Below are 16338 nucleotides of genomic sequence, written 5' to 3'. Positions count from 1 at the left end.
CTCGTCCGATGACCGTTGACTCGAGCCCGGAAACCCGCGTGGAGCCGCCCCGGCAGTCCAGCCTGGGCACCGCGGCCGCCCGCAACCTCGCCAGCACGACCAAGTCCGCCCCGCAGATGCAGGAGATCACCTCGCGGTGGCTGCTGCGGATGCTCCCCTGGGTGGAGACCAAAGGCGGTGTCTACCGGGTCAACCGCCGCCTGAGCTACACCGTGGGCGACGGGACGGTGGAGTTCGTCCAGGACGGCGCCACCGTGCGGGTGATCCCCCGTGAACTCGGCGAACTGGCACTGCTGCGCGGCTTCGACGACGTGGACGTGCTGAGCGCCCTCGCCGACCGGTGCGTCCAGCGCGACTTCCGGGCCGGCGAGACCCTCGTCACCCGCGGCACGCCCGCGGACCAGCTCCATCTGATCGCCCACGGCCGCGTCAGCCAGACCTCCGTGGGCAGCTACGGCGACGAGATCGACCTGGACGTCCTCGCCGACGGCGACCTGTTCGGTGAGAACGCCCTGCTGGACGAGGACGCCCGCTGGGAGCAGAACGCCACCGCCGAGACCGCCGGCACCCTGCTCACCCTCTCCCGCGCGGACTTCGCGGCGGTGGTGGCCCAGGCGCCGGAACTGCGGGCCCACCTCGACGAGTTCACCGCGCGCTCCCAGCGGCGGCAGAACCACCGCGGCGAGGCGGAGATCGCGATGTCGGCCGGCCACACCGGCGAGCAGGAACTGCCCGGCGCGTTCGTCGACTACGAACAGAACCCCCGCGAGTACGAACTCTCCGCCGCGCAGACCATCCTGCGCGTCCACACCAGGGTCGCCGACCTCTACAACGGCCCGATGAACCAGACCAAGGAGCAACTCCGGCTCACCATCGAGGCGTTGCGGGAGCGCCAGGAGCACGAGCTCATCAACAACCGGGAGTTCGGCCTGCTCCACAACGCCGACTTCAAGCAGCGTCTCCAGCCGCACGCCGGTCCGCCGACCCCGGACGACATGGACGAGCTGCTCTGCCGTCGGCGCGGCTCCAAGTTCTTCCTCGCGCACCCCAAGACGATCGCGGCGATCGGCCGCGAGTTCAACGCACGCGGCATCTACCCCGACCACGTCGACCTCGGCGGCCAGCAGGTCCCGGCCTGGCGGGGCGTCCCGATCCTGCCCTGCAACAAGATCCCCGTGACGCCGGAGAAGACCAGCTCGATCCTGTGCATGCGTACGGGCGAGGAGAACCAGGGCGTCATCGGTCTGCACCAGACCGGCCTGCCGGACGAGTACGAGCCGGGACTCTCGGTGCGCTTCATGGGCCTCGACGAGAAGGCGATCACCTCCTACCTCGTCAGCACCTACTACTCCGCCGCGATCCTCGTGCCGGACGCGGTCGGCGTGCTGGAGAACGTGCAGATCGCCCGCTGGCCCCAGTAGTCCACCCCACCGAGGAGCCATCGATGCCCGTGCCTGACCCGGCGCCACCGCAGTCGAGCGTGCCCGAGGCCGCCGCCCGTTTCGGGGCGCAGGTCCTGGCGGACGCCGCGGCGCGTGCCTGCGACATCCGGGCCGCCACCGGCGGCCCGCCCTGTCCACCGGAGACGCCCGAACCACCCGTCCCGGTCACCGTGCCCGCGCAGGCCGCGGGTCCCGTGACCGACCTGCCCGCGCTCGGTGCGGCCGTCACCGCGGCGCCGCCCGCGGCACCCGCCCTGCCGTCCCTCGACGTCCCGGCGGCGGCCGTGCCCGCACCGGACACCGACCTGACCCGGGTCCTGGGCGGTCCCACCGGCCTGGGCACGGCGGGGCTGCGCCTTGTCCTGCCGCCCGAGCCGCCGACGCCCTCGCCCGGTGAGCGGGAGGCCGGCAGGCCGATCCCCGGGCTCTACTTCCACCCGGTGCCGGAGCCCGATCCGGCGCGGGTCGAGGAGGTCAGCCGGCGGATCAAGTCGTGGGCGGTGGACGAGGTCCACCTGTTCCCCGACGACTGGGAGGAGCAGTTCGACGGCTTCTCCGTGGGCCGCTACATGGTCGTCTGCCATCCGGACGCGCCCACCGTCGACCATCTGATGCTCGCCACCCGCCTGATGGTGGCCGAGAACGCGGTCGACGACTGCTACTGCGAGGACCACGGCGGCTCGCCCATCGGTCTCGGCGAGCGGCTGCTGCTGGCCCACACCGCCCTCGACCCGCTGTACACCACGGCGGAGTACCAGGGGCCCTGGGCCGAGTCGCTCCACTCGGACGCGCCCCGGCGCGCCTACCGCTCCGCCATGGAGTACTTCACGCAGGCCGCGAGCCCCTCCCAGACCGACCGGTACCGGCACGACATGGCGCGCCTGCACCTCGGCTACCTCGCCGAGGCGGCCTGGGCGCAGGAGGACCGCGTCCCGGAGGTGTGGGAGTACCTGGCGATGCGCCAGTTCAACAACTTCCGCCCCTGCCCCACCATCACCGACACCGTCGGCGGCTACGAACTGCCGGCGGACCTGCACGCCCAGGCCGCCATGCAGAAGGTCATCGCGCTCGCGGGCAACGCGACGACCATCGTCAACGACCTGTACTCGTACACCAAGGAGCTCGACGCTCCCGGCCGGCACCTGAACCTGCCGGTCGTGATCGCCGAACGCGAGGGCCTCTCCGACCGGGACGCCTATCTGAAGTCCGTCGAGGTCCACAACGACCTGATGCGCGACTTCGAGACCGAGGCCGCGGCCCTGGCCGCCGCCTGCCCCTTCCCGACGGTGCAGCGCTTCCTGCGGGGCGTGGCCGCCTGGGTCGACGGCAACCACCACTGGCACCAGACCAATACGTACCGCTACAGCTTGCCCGATTTCTGGTAAGAGAATGGATTCATCTGTGACCACCGAACTCACCGCCACCGACGCGCGCGTGCACATCCCCGGCCCGGCGACGCCCTACCAGGGCGACATCGCCCGCTATTGGGACGGGGAGGCCAGGCCCGTGAACCTGCGTCTCGGCGATGTCGACGGTCTGTACCACCACCACTACGGCATCGGCGCCGTCGACCACTCCGCGCTCGGCACCCCCGAGGACAGCGAGAGCGAGAAGAAGCTGATCGCCGAGCTGCACCGGCTGGAGTCGGCGCAGGCCGAGGTGCTCCTGTCGCACCTCGGGGACATCGGGCGCGAGGACACCCTGGTGGACGCCGGCTGCGGACGCGGCGGCTCGATGGTGATGGCGCACCAGCGCTTCGGCTGCTCCGTCGAAGGGGTCACGCTCTCCGCCAAGCAGGCCGAGTTCGCCAACCGGCGCGCGGGAGAGCTGCGCATCTCCGACCATGTGCGCGCCCAGGTCTGCAACATGCTCGCCATGCCCTTCGAGACCGGGCAGGCCGCGGCCTCGTGGAACAACGAGTCGAGCATGTACGTCGATCTGCACGACCTGTTCGCGGAGCACTCCCGCGTCCTGAAGGTCGGCGGCCGGTACGTGACCATCACCGGCTGCTGGAATCCGCGCTACGGCCAGCCCTCGAAGTGGGTCTCCCAGATCAACGCGCACTTCGAGTGCAACATCCACTCGCGCCGGGAGTACCTGCGCGCCATGGCCGACAACCGCCTCGTGCCGCAGGCCGTCATCGACCTGACCCCCGACACGCTGCCCTATTGGGAGTTGCGGGCCACGTCCTCGCTGGTGACGGGGATCGAGGAGGCGTTCATCAACTCGTACAAGGACGGGTCCTTCCAGTACGTGCTCATCGCGGCCGACCGGGTCTGACCCCGGCCGTCCGTAGGGCCCGTCCCGTTCGGGGACGGGCCCTTCCCCCGTGCCGTGGGGGCACGGGGAGGAGCGCCGTCACGGGGCGTCAGCGGCGGCTGCGTACGAGCAGGTAGAGGAAGTACGGCGTGCCGATCACGGCCGTCATCAGGCCGGCGCCGAGCTGTGCCGGGGCGATCACGGTCCGGCCCGCCACGTCGGCGGTGCAGACGAGGATCGCGCCGAGCAGCACGGCGACCGGGATCACCCGGACGTGCTGCCGGCCGACCAGGGCGCGGGCCGCGTGCGGTGCGACCAGGCCGACGAAGCCGATCGTGCCGGCGGCGGCCACGGCGGTGGAGCTCAGCAGGACGCTGAGGAGGAGGAAGCCGAGACGGCCGCGCCCCAGGTTCAGCCCGAGCAGCCGCGGGGTGTCCTCGTCCAGGGAGACGAGGTCGAGTTCGGTGCGCCGGGCGACCGCGACGGCGAGACCGACGGCAAGGACGGCCAACAGCGGCATCGCGTCCGACAGGGACCGTCCGTAGGTCGAGCCGGAGAGCCAGGTGAGCGCCTTCGTCGCGTTGAACGGGTCGGTGAGGATGATCAGCAGGCTGATCACGGCCGACGCGCCGGTGGCGACGCCGAAGCCGACCAGGACGAGACGGTTCTGCTGGAAGCCGCCCCGCGCGGCGAGGCCGAAGACGAGGACCGAGCTGACGGCGGCGCCCGCGAACGCGCCCGCGGCGATGCTCCACGATCCGGCCAGGGGCACCGTCGTCACCAGGATGACGGCGCCCAGCGCGGCGCCGTTGGTGACGCCCAGGATGCCCGGTTCGGCCAGCGGGTTGCGGGTCACGGCCTGGATGAGCGTGCCGGCCAGGGCCAGCGCCGCGCCCGCGAGCAGCGCGGCGACGACGCGGGGCAGTCGGGTGTCGAGCACGAACGAGACCGTCTGGCCCGCCCGTCCCTGCGCCCAGTTCACCACGTCGCCCAGGAGCAGTTTGCTGTCCCCGAGCAGGATGGCGGCGATGCTCACGGCGACGAGCAGGACCACAAGGACGGCCGTCGTGGTGAGGAAGACGGCCCTGCTCCGGATGCGCAGCCGGTCGGCCGGGGCGGCGCCCGCGGTGTCCTTGACGCGCGCGGCCATGACGATCAGGAAGACGGCGCCGACGAGGCTGGTGACGACGCCGGTCGGTACGCCGACGGCGGCGTCCGGCGACACGACGGCGCGCAGCAGCACGTCGGAGCCGAGCACGAGGGCCGCGCCGGTGAGACCCGCGAACGGCAGGCGCGCCCGCGACCGGGTGAACGCGCGGAACCTGCGGGCGAGGGGCCGCACCAGCGCCGGGGCGCACAGGCCGACGAAGCCGATGGGTCCGGCGAGGCTGACGGCGGCGGTGGACAGGAGCGCGGCGAGCACGACGGCCGTGACACGGGTGGAGCGGACGGGCACGCCCACGCCGCGCGCCGCGTCGTCGCCGAGTGCCAGCGCGTCGACCCTGCGGGCGAGCAGGATCAGGCCGAGGAGTCCGACGAGGCCGATGGGCGCCATCTGCAGCACGGCGTCGAAGCCGTTCTGCCCGATGCTGCCCTGGTTCCACTTGTAGATGCCCTCCGTCTCCTGGGGGAACAGCAGGAGGAGGCCTTCGGTGACGGCGGTCAGGCCGAGGGTGAGGGCGCTGCCCGCGAGGACCAGCCGGACGGTGCCCGCGCCGAGTCCGGAGAGGCCGAGGACGACGGCCGCCGCGGCGAGTCCGCCGACGAAGGCGATGCCGGAGGTGGCGAAGAGCGGCAGGGACACGCCGGTGGCGGCGGCGAGCGCGAGGGCGACGTAGGAGCCCGCGTTGACGGCGAGCGTGTCGGGCGAGGCCAGGACGTTGCGGCTGACGGCCTGCAGGACGGCGCCGGCCATGCCGAGCACGGCGCCGACGAACAGCCCCGCGGTCATGCGGGGCAGCCGGGAGGCGATGACGACGGACGCGTCGCCGGTCTCGGCCCGGCCGGTGAGCGCCTTCCAGACTTCCGGGGCGCCGACGGCAGCCGTGCCCTGGGTGATGTCGACGACGGCGAGCGCGGCGACGAGGAGGACCAGTGCGGCCGTCACCGCGGCCGCGCCCGTGCGGGACGTGGTGGCCGGCGGACGGGTGGCGGGGGTGGTTGCGGTGACGGCCATGGCGCTACTTCGTCAGGGCGGCGACGACGGAGTCGACGTACTGGTTCATCGACTCGGGGCCGCCGAACATCCAGACGCCGTCGGGCAGTCGGTGGACGTTGCCCTTCTTGACGAACGGCAGCGACGTCCACACCTTGTCCTTGGCGAGGGCGTCGGTGAACGGCGTGCTGCTCTTGTCGCCGTCGTTGCCGATGTAGGCGAAGTGGACGTCGTCGCCGAGCTTGGTGAGGCCCTCGACGTCGGTGGAGCCGAGGCCGTAGGCCTTGTCGCCCTTGACCTTCCAGGGGTTCTTCAGGCCGAGTTCGGCGTTGACGGCGCCGAGGAGCGAGCCGGAGGTGTAGGGCCGGATCGTGACCTGGTTGGAGACGTCGTAGCCGTCCGCGAAGGCGAACTCGGCGCCCGCGAGGTCGGCGCCGGCGAGCTTCTTCTTGCCCTCGGCGAGCTTCGCCTCGAAGTCCTTCTTCAGCTTCGTGGCCCGCTCGGTGGTGCCGGTGGCCTTGGCCAGGAGGTCGAGGTTGTCGGTCATCTGACCGATCGGGTTCTTGGCGTCGGCGGGGCGCAGGTTCAGGACCGGGGCGATCTCGCGCATCTGCTTCACGGCGGCGGCCGGCAGATCCGTGGTCGCGATGATGAGGTCGGGCTTCAGCGACGCGATGGAGTCCATGCTCGGCTCGCCGCGCGTGCCGACGTCCTTCGGGTCGTTCTTCAGCGGGACGGCGGTGTCCCAGGTCTTGTAGCCCTTGACGTCGGAGACGCCGGTCGGGTCGACGCCCAGCGATATCAGGCTCTCGACGGCGTTCCACTCGGTGCCGACGACCTTCTTGGCGGGGCCGTCGAGCTTCACCTTCGCGCCGGTGCCGTCGGTGAGGGTGATGGCGCCGCCGCTCTTCTTCGCGTCGTCGGCGGCGGGCTCGGTGGTCCCGCAGGCGGTCAGGGTGAGGGCCGCGGTGGTGGCGACCGCCGCGGTGAGGAGGAGGCGTCTCATGAGGTGGTGCTGAGCCTTTCGCTTCGCGAGTGGTGTCGGCCGATGGCGCGGGTGCGCAGCCGGCCGGTGGCAGGATCGGTGTCGACCTCGATACGGATGCCGTACGTGTCGGTGAGCCGCTGTGGCGTGAGGACGTCCTCGGGGGCGCCGTCGGCGATGATGCGTCCCGCGTCGAGCAGGAAGACGCGGTCGGCGACGGCCGCCGCCTGGTCGAGGTCGTGCAGGACGGCGCCGACGGCGATGCCGTGGTCGTCCGCCAGGTCCCGCATGAGGTCGAGGAGTTCGACCTGGTAGCGCAGGTCGAGGTACGTGGTGGGCTCGTCGAGCAGGAGTACGCCCGTCTCCTGGGCGAGGCAGCCGGCCAGCCAGACGCGCTGGAGCTGGCCGCCGGAGAGGTGCTCGGCGCCGCGTTCGGCGAGCTCGGAGACCCCCGTCAGGGCGAGCGCGCGGTCGACCGCGGCCGGTCCCTCGGGGTCGGCCTTGCCCCAGCGGCCCCGGTAGGGGTAGCGGCCGAACTCGACGACGTCGCGCACGGTCAGGCCGCCGGGTGTGGGGCGGCCCTGGGTGAGCAGGGCGACGCGGCGCGAGAACGCGCGGGGGCTCAGCGCGAGGCCGTCGGTGTCGCCGTCGATGACGAGCGTGGCGGTCCGGGGCCGCTGGAGCCGCGCGAGGGTGCGCAGCAGCGTGGACTTGCCACTGCCGTTGGGGCCCACGAGGACGGTCACTTCGCCGGGGCGCAGCGTCATCGCGGCGTCGTGGACGACGTCGACGCCTTCGTACGCCACGGTGACGCCCGTGGCCGACAGTTCATGGCCTTGGGGACGCGTGGCCGCCGAGGTCTCTTCACCTTCATGCACGCAGCAGAGGTTAGCCTAACCTTAATAGGCGGCGAAATGGGGGGTCTGCCCCTCACCACAAGGAGAAATCCGGACGACTTCACCGGCCGGGGCAGGGGCGCGCATGGCGCTCCGGCCCCCGGCCGTGTGGTGGTCGGTCTCCTGGCGGTGTCACGCCCTCTTGGGCTGGGTCCGTGGGAGCCTTGTGGCGCCCGCGGCGGCGAGGAGGCAGAAACCGAGCACCCACCAGAACGTGTCGGCGAACGCCCAGGAGATGTCCTGGCCCCGGGCGTCGAGGCGGCTCTGCAGGACCACGGCGAGTGCCGCGGTGCCGAGCGAACCGCCCACGGTGTTCAGGAGGTTGAGCGCTCCGGAGGCCCGCGGGAGCTGGGCCGGTTCGATGCGGCTGTAGACGATGTTCATCACGGGCGCCCCGATCATCGCCATGCCCACGCCCCGTACCGTGAGCGCGGCGGCGATCACGGCGTCCGAGGGGTGATGGCCGAGCTGGGTGAAGGGGACCGTGCCCGCGAGGATCAGCACGATGCCGGTGACCACCAGGGTGCGGGGCGCGACCTTGTCGATGGTGCGGTTGACCAGGACCGATCCGGCCGCCGCGCCGATGCCCTGGGGGGCGAGCAGCAGCCCGGCCCGCAGCGCCGAGAGGTCGCGGCCGGTCTGGAAGTACAGCGGCAGCAGGAACATCGTGCCGAACACCGACGCGCCCAGCACGAGCAGCGCGAGCGCGGCGGCACCGAAGGGCGGCCGGGTGAACAGCCGCGGGTCGACCAGCGGTGTGCGGCTGGTGCGCAGCCCGTGGACGGTGAACGCGGTCAGCATCGCCAGACCCGCCGTGATGCCGATCCCGGCCGGCAGGGCGCGGCCGTGGGCGACCTCGGTGAGCCCGTACACCAGCACGGCGAGGCCGGGCGAGAGCAGGGCCGCGCCCCGCAGGTCGAACGACGTGCGCCCGGGGGCGGGCGGCACCCGCGGCACGTACCGGCGGGCGAGCAGCACCGCGACCGCGCCGATCGGCAGGTTGACCAGGAACAGCCACGGCCAGGACGCCACCCCGAGGATGGAGCCGCCGACCAGCGGGCCGAGCACCGGCGACAGGAGCGGGACGACCGACACGACGCTGATCACGCGTCCCATCCGCTCGCGTCCCGCGACCCGGGCGAGCAGCGCCTGCCCGGTCGCGGGCAGCATGCCGCCGCCGAGGCCCTGGATCACCCGGAACACGATGAGACTGGTCGCCGACCAGGCCAGCGCGCACAGCGCCGAGCCGAGCAGGAACACGCCCACGGCGGCGAGCCAGGTGCGCCGGCCGCCGAACCGGTCGGCCAGCCAGCCGGACGCCGGCACGGCGGCCACCACCGCCAGCAGATAGGCGGTGGAGACCCACTGGATCTCGCTGACGGAGGCCCCGAACTCACCGGCCAGGGTGTCGATGCCGACGCTGACGATCGTGGCGTCCACCGTGGCCATGAAGGTGCCGAGGACGAGGATGAACGCGACGCGCAGCAGCGCCGCGTCGACCTTCGTCTCCGCCGGGGCGGTCTTCTCGCTCACGGGCGCTCCAGGAGGTCGCGCACGTCGGCGTCGAGGCGGTCGCCCAAGGTCCGCAGCAGTCCGACCAGTTCCTCGGCGACCCCGGCCACCTCCACGCCGGCCCGGTGCGCGAGCACGCCGGTCCAGCCGTCGCCGTCCGGCATGACCGTGAGGGTGACCGGGTGGTGGGTCGACTCGCGGAAGCGGGTGCCGACGAGCCTGAGCCCGGGGGCGGGTTCGCGCAGCCGCTCGGGGTCGACCGGGTAGTTCTCGAACACCACGATGCTGTCGAAGAGCCGCCTGCGGCCGGTCAGCCGCTCCAGGTCGGTCAGGGCGACGTGGTGGTGCTCCACCAGCCTGCGCTGCCCGGCCTGGAGGTCGGCGAGCGCCTGCGCGAGCGTGCCGGTCAGACGGGCGCGTACGGGCACGGTGTTGGCCAGCAGGCCGATGATCTCCTCGACGCCCGTGAGCTCCGGGGGACGGCAGGCGACCATGGCGCCGAAGCAGACGTCCGCCCGGCCGGAGCGGCGGGCCAGGAGCACCGACCAGGCTCCCTGCACCAGGGTGTTGGGCGTCAGGCCGCGCCGGGCGGCCAGCTCGGTGAGCCCGGCCACGAGGTCCGCGTCGAACGCGATGATCTCGGGCTCCTGCCAGGCCGCGCCGGGCGCGGCGTCGCCCACCAGGTGGTCGCCCTCGGGCAGACCGGCCAGCTCGGCCTCCCAGGCACCCAGATCGGGCGCGTGGTCGGTGCGCCAGCGCAGGTAGTCGCCGAACGGCACGGGGGCGGGCAGGTCCGCCTTCTCGCCCCGGACCTCGGCGGTGTAGAGCGCGAACAGCTCGGTGAGGATCCGCGGGGCCGACCAGCCGTCGGAGAGGACGTGATGGGTGGTCAGCACCAGGTCGGCGAGGCCGGGGCCGCGCCGGATCACGGTCAGGCGGACGAGCGGACCCTGGGCCAGGTCGAAGGGTTCGGCCAGGTCGGCGGCGAGCACCTCGTCGGCGGGCCCGTCGGACACGCGGAAGTCCGGCCGGGGCGCCTCGGGGATCACCGCGAGGTCGGCGGGGAACACGGCGCCCAGGTTCGGGTGACGGGCCAGCAGGCCGTCGCCGGCGGCGCGCAGGGCGTCGACGTCGAGCGGACCGGCGAGCGAGAACGTCGACTGCACGGTGTACGGGTCGGGGCGCTCGGTGCGCGCGTGCCGCAGCATCACTTCCTGGAGCGGGGTGAGCGGCTGCACCTCGGCGACCGGACGGCCGCCGTCGAGGGCCCTGATCTCCGGTGCGGCGGCGATGTGCGCCGCCGCGGCCCGCAGATGCCCGGCGAGATCCTCGATCTCGTCGGCCGTGAACAGTGCCGACGGCCAGGTGATGCGGATGCCGAGCGCGTCGTCGCGCACCAGGGCGTTGACCATCAGGCTGTGCGGCAGCGGCAGTTCGCCGGTGCCGCCCGAGCCGAGCGGGTCGGCGTCCGGGGCGGGCTGCCACGGCGTCTCCTCGGTGGGGGCGCCGGGGAACTGGCCGAGGTAGTTCCAGGCGACCTCCGGCGCCACCGGGTCGAGCAGTCCGGCGGCGGTGAGGATGCCGTGGCCGAGACCGTCGCCCTGGGCGCGCAGCCGTTCGCCGACCGCGCGCACGTCGTCGTCCGCGTGGAGGCGTACGGGGTGGACGGCGGTGAACCAGCCGACGGTCTGGGAGAGGTCGACCCGGGTCGGGCGGCCGTGGCTCTCCAGGGCGACGAGCAGTTCCGCGCTGCCGCGCCAGTCGCGTACGGCACGGGCGAGCGCCGTGAGCAGCACGGCGTCGGGGGTGGTGCGGTGGGCGGCGGGCAGGGTCGTGATCAGGGCGCGGGTGGCGTCCGTGTCGAGCCACAGCTCGTGGTGCGTCGCGGTGGCCGCGGTGTCCCGGGCCGGGTCGAGCGGCCGGGTGAGCGCCGGGGTGGCGGTCATCCGCTCCCAGTGCTCCAGTTCGGCGCGCCGGTCGGTCTCGCGCAGGGTGCGTGCCCAGCCGAGGAAGGACTGGCCGTGCCGGGTCAGCTCGCCGCCGGTGTGGGCGTGCCGGACGTCGTCGAGGAGGATCCGCCAGGACACGCCGTCGACGACGAGGTGGTGGGCGATCAGGACGAGCCTGCCGGGGCGTTCGGGCCCGGCGTCCACCCACACGGCGCGCAGCAGCGGGCCGGTGCGCGGGTCCATCGCCGCGAGGATCCGCCGGACCTCGGCGTCGACGGTGCCGCGGAGGTCGTCCTTTGCGCGGACGCGGGTCAGGACGTCGGCACCGGTGACGGCGCCGACCGGCGGGACGCGCAGCGCGTCGTCGGTCAGGTGGGCGCGGAGCACGTCGTGCCGGGCCAGGAGCGCGTCGAGCGTGGCCCGCCAGGTCGTCTCGTCGTCGCCGGGCGGCACGCAGACCTCCACCCACTGGCAGAAGCCGTCGGCGGCGGAGCCCGAGCGGCGCAGCAGGTCCCGCATGATCGGGGTCAGCGGCGCGTCGCCCGTGACGGGCGCCGAACCACCGTCCAGGGCACGGGCCCTGGCCGCGATCCCGGCGACCGTCGCACCCTCGAACACGTCGCGGGCGGTCAGTCCGAGGCCCTGGCGGCGGGCCCGCGAGACGACCTGGAGCGACACGATGCTGTCGCCGCCGATGGCGAAGAAGTCGTCGTCGGGGCCGATGGCGTCGGTGCCGAGGACGTCCTGGAGGACGCCGAGGAGCACCGCCTCGGCCTCGGTGGCGGGCGCGCGTCGCGCGGCGGCGACGGTCTCGGGGGCGGGCAGTGCGGTGGGGTCGAGCTTGCCGCCGGGGGTCAGCGGCAGCCGGTCGATCTCCACGAGCGCCGTCGGCACCATGTGGTCGGGCAGTTCACCGGCGACGTACTCGCGCACCCGTGCGGTGTCGAGGTCGGCGCCGTCGGTCGGGATGACGTAGCCGACGAGCCGGTCCTCGCGGACGACGACGGCGCTGGCGCGGACGTCGGGGTGGCGGGTCAGCGTGGACTCGATCTCGCCCAGCTCGACGCGGAAACCGCGGACCTTGACCTGGTGGTCGACGCGGCCGAGGAACACCAGCTGTCCGTCGGCGCGCCAGCGCACGAGGTCGCCGGTGCGGTACATCCGCTCGCCCGGGGCGCCGTACGGGTCGGCGACGAAGCGCTCGGACGTCAGGCCGGGGCGGCCGAGGTAGCCGCGGGCGACGCTGGGGCCGCCGAGGTAGAGCTCGCCGGTCACACCGACGCCGACGGGCTGGAGGCCGTGGTCGAGGACGTAGGCGCGGACGTTCGGGTCGGGGCGGCCGATCGGCAGCGGGCCCTCGTCGTCCGGGTCGTAGTGCCAGGTCACGGAGTTGATGGTGACCTCGGTGGGGCCGTAGGCGTTGAAGAGCGCCTTGCGGCCGGTGCCCCAGCGGCGTGCCAGCGCGGGGTCGAGCCGCTCGGCGCCGACGACGAAGAACACGTCGGAGGGGACGGTGCGGTCGTCGGGCATCGCGGCCAGGAACGACGGCAGGAGGTTCACTCCGGTGACGCGGTGCTCGGCGATGTAGTCGAGCAGTTCGTCGCCGGGTACGCGCACCTCCTCGGGGGCGATGACGGAGGTGCCGCCGGACAGCAGCGGCACCATGGTCTGCCAGAACGCGACGTCGAAGCTGGTCGACGCGAAGTGCAGGTACCGGTCGTGCTCGGTGACGCCGACGACCTCCTCCTGGAGGGAGATCAGGTCGGGTACGCCGCGGTGGGTGACGCCGACGCCCTTGGGGCGTCCCGTGGTGCCCGAGGTGTAGATGACGTACGCGAGGGCGTCGTCGGTGAGCCGGGCGCGCGCCTCGGCGGGATCGGTGTCCGGGACGGCGGCGAGCGTGGCCGGGTCGTCCAGGCGCAGCACCGGGATGTCGAGGTCGCTCGGCACGTCGGCGCCGGTCGTCACGGCGGCGGCCGGGACGATGTCGTCGATCATGTACGCGAGGCGCTCGCGCGGGTAGCTCGCGTCCATGGGGACGTACACGGCACCGGCCTTGGCGACGCCGAACAGCGCGACGGTCATCTCGATGTCGCGGCCGAGCAGCACCGCGACCGGGTCCTGGGGGCGGACCCCGCGCGCGATCAGGGCGTGGGCGAGGCGGTTGGCCTGCCGGTCCAGTTCGGCGTAGCTCAGGCTGCGGTCGCGGCAGACCAGCGCCTCGGCGTCGGGCTTGCGGCGCACCCAGGCGGCGAACTCGTCCAGCCAGGGGCCGCGCGGCGTGGCCGGGACGACCTCGGTGCCGGTGCGCAGCATCCGCTCCCGCTCGTCGGCGTCGAGCGTGGGCAGCGCGAGCGCGGGGCGTGCCGGGTCCTCGACGATCTCCCGCAGGAGGTGGTGCAGCCAGCGGCCGTAGTCGCGGACGGTCTCCTCGGCGAACGCCTGCGGCTGGTAGCCGAGGCCGACGGTGATCTCGTCGTCGGGGATCACGATGACGGTGAGCGCGTAGTGCGTGGCGTCGGTGATGTCCACGCCGGCGAGGTCGAGGCCGGGGGCGAGCGGCGTGCGCTTCCTGCTGGACAGCGGGAAGTTCTCCATCACCAGCATGGTGTCGAAGAGTTCGCCGACGCCGACCGCGCGCTGGATCTCGGGCAGGCCGACGTGGTGGTGCTCGGCCAGGGCGACGCTCTCGGCGTGGATGTCCGCCATGAGGTCGCGCGCGGTGCGGTCCTGGGTGTGGCGTACGCGCACCGGGATGGTCGTGCCGAGCTGGCCGATCATCGACTCCACGCCGTCGACCTCGGCGGGGCGCCCGGAGACCGGGCAGCCGAAGACGACGTCGCGCCGTCCGGTGAGCCGCCCGAGGAGGAGGCCCCAGGCGGTCTGGAGGACGGTGGTGAGGGTGACGCCCTGCTCGCGGGCGAAGGCGCGCAGCCGCTCGCTGAACTCCTCGCCCAGTCCGACGCTGACGCGGCCGGGCCGCTCCACGCCGGTGCCGACACCGGCGGGTGCCAGGCGCGTGGCGTCGTCGACGCCGGCGAGCGCGTCGCGCCACGCGGCGAGGGACGCCTCGTGGTCGCGTCCGGCCAGCCAGCGGAAGTACTCCTGGAGCGGCGCGGCGACGGGTGCGGCGGATCCGCCGCCCAGCTCGGCGTAGATCGCGAGCAGGGTGCGGCCGACCAGCGGCATCGACCAGCCGTCCAGCAGCGCATGGTGGTTGGTGATGACGAGGCGGTGCTCGTCGGGTCCGACGCGGGACAGCAGGAAGCGGATGAGCGGCGGCCGTGCCGGGTCGAAGGGGCGCTCCAGTTCGGCGCGTACGGCGTCCTCGAAGCGGTCGTCCTGGCGCCAGTCGAGGGCGACCTCGGCGGGGATGACCTGCACGACGTCGTCCCCGGCGGTGCCGAGGTACACCCGCAGCGCCGGGTGGCGGCGCAGGAGTTCGCGCGCGGCCTCGGCCATGCGGTCCGCGTCCAGCTCGCCGACCAGGGTGGTCACGGCCTGGACGACATAGACGTCGGTGTCCTGGTCGTCGCGGACCAGGGTGTGGAAGGAGAGGCCGACCTGCAGCGGGGTGGCGGGCAGGACGTCGGCGAGGGGCCCGGTGCGTTCCAGGGCGTCGATGGCGGCCTGGTCGAGGTCGACGAGCGGCAGGTCGGAGGGGGTGAGCCCGCCGGTGGTGTGCCGGGCGTGCGCAGCCAGCGTCTCCAGGGCCTGGGTCCAGGCCGCCTGCAGGGCGGCGACGGCGTCGGTGCCGAGCACCTTGGTGGCGGCCGTCCACTCGACGGCGAGGCGGGGCGCGTCCTCCTCGTGCACGAAGCAGTTCAGCGCGAGGACCTGCTCCAGGGCCTTGGCGTCGGGTTCGGTCACCGCGAAGGCGTCCTCCTCCGGCAGGCGCCAGCCGGTGCCGGGCAGCGCGGCGAACCGGCCCAGGTAGTTGAGGAGCACGTCCGGCACCGGGGTGGCGGAGAGTTCGGGGCCCGCCACCGGGTCGAGGTGGCGCAGGACGCCGTAGCCGACACCGCCGTCGGGGACGGCGCGCCGGGCCTCCTTGGCGGCGCGGATCAGCTGTCCGGTGTCACCGGCCGCGGGGACGCGTACGGGGTACTCGCTGGTGAACCAGCCCACCGTGCGGGCCAGGTCGAGGTGTTCGCGGCCGTGCCCCTCCATCGTGACGGTGAGCGCGTCGCCGCCGACGCCCCACTCGCGCAGGGTGAGCACGAGCGCGGCGAGGAGCACCTCGTCGACGCCCGCGCGGTAGGCCGCGGGCAGGGTGGTCAGCAGCGCGTCGGTGACCTCCGGGGAGGCCACGGTGACCGACCGGTGGGCGGTGGCGACGGTGTCCTGCGTCCGGTCGAGCGGCCGGTCGCCGACGCGGGCGGCGGAGCCGAGTGCGGCGCGCCAGTGGTCGAGTTCGCCGCGCCGGGCGCCCGAGGTGCCCTGTTCGGCGAGGAGCGTGGCGTGCCGGCGCCAGGACGCGCCGGGCGCCTCCGGGGTGCCGCCGGCGCAGGCCGTCTGGAGGTCGGGCAGCAGGACGCGCCAGGACACGCCGTCCATGGCGAGGTGGTGCACGACGACGACCAGGCGGTCCTCGGCGTCGGTGCCGGTGCGGACGAGGGCCGCGCGCAGCAGGTCTCCCGAGCGGGGGTCGAGCTGGCCCGCGAGGCGCTCGGCCACGGCGGTCACGTCCTCGCCGTGGACCTCGTCGACGACGGCGGGCACCGCCCCGCGGGGCAGCACCTCCAGACCGTCGCCCACGCGCAGACGCAGCGCGTCGTGGTGGTCGAGCACGGTGCGCACGCCGGCCACGAGGTCGTCGTGGGCGAGCCCCGAGACGTGCAGGGCGGTCCACTGGGCGTAGCCGGCGACGGTGTCGACGTCCGGGTGCGGGTCGAGCAGGCCGCGCACGATGGGCGGCGCGGGCACGGGGCCCGTCGGGTCGTCCGCGGGGGCCGCGGCGTCCTCGACCGGGGTGGCGGAGGCGGCGAGCGCGGCGAAGCTGCGGCGCGCCAGCAGGTCGCGCGGGCGCAGTTCGAGGCCCTTGGCGCGCAGCCGGCTGCTGATGGTGATCGCGGTGATGCTGTCGCCGCCGAGGGCGAAGAAGTCGTCGTCCACGCCGACGTGTTCGAGCTCGAACACG

The 16338-nt window shown here is 73.6% G+C and carries 8 protein-coding genes; 3 read left to right on the top strand and 5 right to left on the bottom strand.

Features of this window, described 5'->3' with window-relative positions:
• Positions 1 to 8: 8 nt before the first annotated feature.
• Genes AOK22_RS01690 through AOK22_RS01680 form a run of 3 tightly spaced genes read left to right on the top strand, consistent with a single transcriptional unit; the run spans position 9 to position 3722 of the window.
• Positions 9 to 1421 carry a family 2B encapsulin nanocompartment shell protein gene (locus AOK22_RS01690; RefSeq protein ID WP_055696721.1) on the top strand — a complete coding sequence of 471 codons (1413 nt, stop codon included), beginning with the start codon at positions 9 to 11 and terminating at the stop codon, positions 1419 to 1421.
• Between the two features lie 23 nt (positions 1422 to 1444).
• A complete protein-coding gene (locus AOK22_RS01685) occupies positions 1445 to 2827 on the top strand; it encodes a family 2 encapsulin nanocompartment cargo protein terpene cyclase (protein ID WP_055696720.1) in 1383 nt (460 codons plus the stop codon).
• A gap of 4 nt (positions 2828 to 2831) precedes the next feature.
• Positions 2832 to 3722: a geranyl diphosphate 2-C-methyltransferase gene (locus AOK22_RS01680; protein ID WP_055696719.1), complete on the top strand. Its 891-nt coding sequence runs from the start codon at positions 2832 to 2834 to the stop codon at positions 3720 to 3722.
• 88 nt (positions 3723 to 3810) lie between these two features.
• On the opposite strand, the gene AOK22_RS01675 is transcribed toward AOK22_RS01680, so the two are convergent.
• The 5 genes from AOK22_RS01675 to AOK22_RS01655 form a co-directional block, all read right to left on the bottom strand.
• Positions 3811 to 5877, bottom strand: a complete 2067-nt coding sequence (locus AOK22_RS01675) for an iron ABC transporter permease (protein ID WP_055696718.1) — start codon at positions 5875 to 5877, stop codon at positions 3811 to 3813.
• Positions 5878 to 5881: 4 nt separating this feature from the next.
• On the bottom strand, positions 5882 to 6862 hold the full coding sequence (locus tag AOK22_RS01670; protein ID WP_055696717.1) for an ABC transporter substrate-binding protein: 981 nt from the start codon (positions 6860 to 6862) through the stop codon (positions 5882 to 5884).
• On the bottom strand, positions 6859 to 7719 hold the full coding sequence (locus tag AOK22_RS01665) for an ABC transporter ATP-binding protein (protein WP_055696716.1): 861 nt from the start codon (positions 7717 to 7719) through the stop codon (positions 6859 to 6861). Before AOK22_RS01665 ends, AOK22_RS01670 begins: the two co-directional genes overlap by 4 nt.
• Before the next feature lie 150 nt (positions 7720 to 7869).
• On the bottom strand, positions 7870 to 9270 hold the full coding sequence (locus AOK22_RS01660) for an MDR family MFS transporter (RefSeq protein WP_055696715.1): 1401 nt from the start codon (positions 9268 to 9270) through the stop codon (positions 7870 to 7872).
• Positions 9267 to 16337: a non-ribosomal peptide synthetase gene (locus AOK22_RS01655; RefSeq protein ID WP_244164660.1), complete on the bottom strand. Its 7071-nt coding sequence runs from the start codon at positions 16335 to 16337 to the stop codon at positions 9267 to 9269. The genes AOK22_RS01660 and AOK22_RS01655 overlap by 4 nt, the downstream gene beginning before the upstream one ends.
• Position 16338: the final 1 nt, after the last annotated feature.

It is taken from the genome of Streptomyces silaceus (genome assembly GCF_001419745.1).
Classification (GTDB): Bacteria; Actinomycetota; Actinomycetes; order Streptomycetales; family Streptomycetaceae; genus Streptomyces; species Streptomyces silaceus.
This window is presented reverse-complemented; position numbering and strand designations above follow the sequence as displayed.

Coding starts and splice junctions, on each gene's coding strand:
- AOK22_RS01690 (WP_055696721.1), top strand. CDS start 9: ATGACCGTTGACTCGAGCCCGGAAACCCGCGTGGAGCCGCCCCGGCAG.
- AOK22_RS01685 (WP_055696720.1), top strand. CDS start 1,445: ATGCCCGTGCCTGACCCGGCGCCACCGCAGTCGAGCGTGCCCGAGGCC.
- AOK22_RS01680 (WP_055696719.1), top strand. CDS start 2,832: ATGGATTCATCTGTGACCACCGAACTCACCGCCACCGACGCGCGCGTG.
- AOK22_RS01675 (WP_055696718.1), bottom strand. CDS start 5,877: ATGGCCGTCACCGCAACCACCCCCGCCACCCGTCCGCCGGCCACCACG.
- AOK22_RS01670 (WP_055696717.1), bottom strand. CDS start 6,862: ATGAGACGCCTCCTCCTCACCGCGGCGGTCGCCACCACCGCGGCCCTC.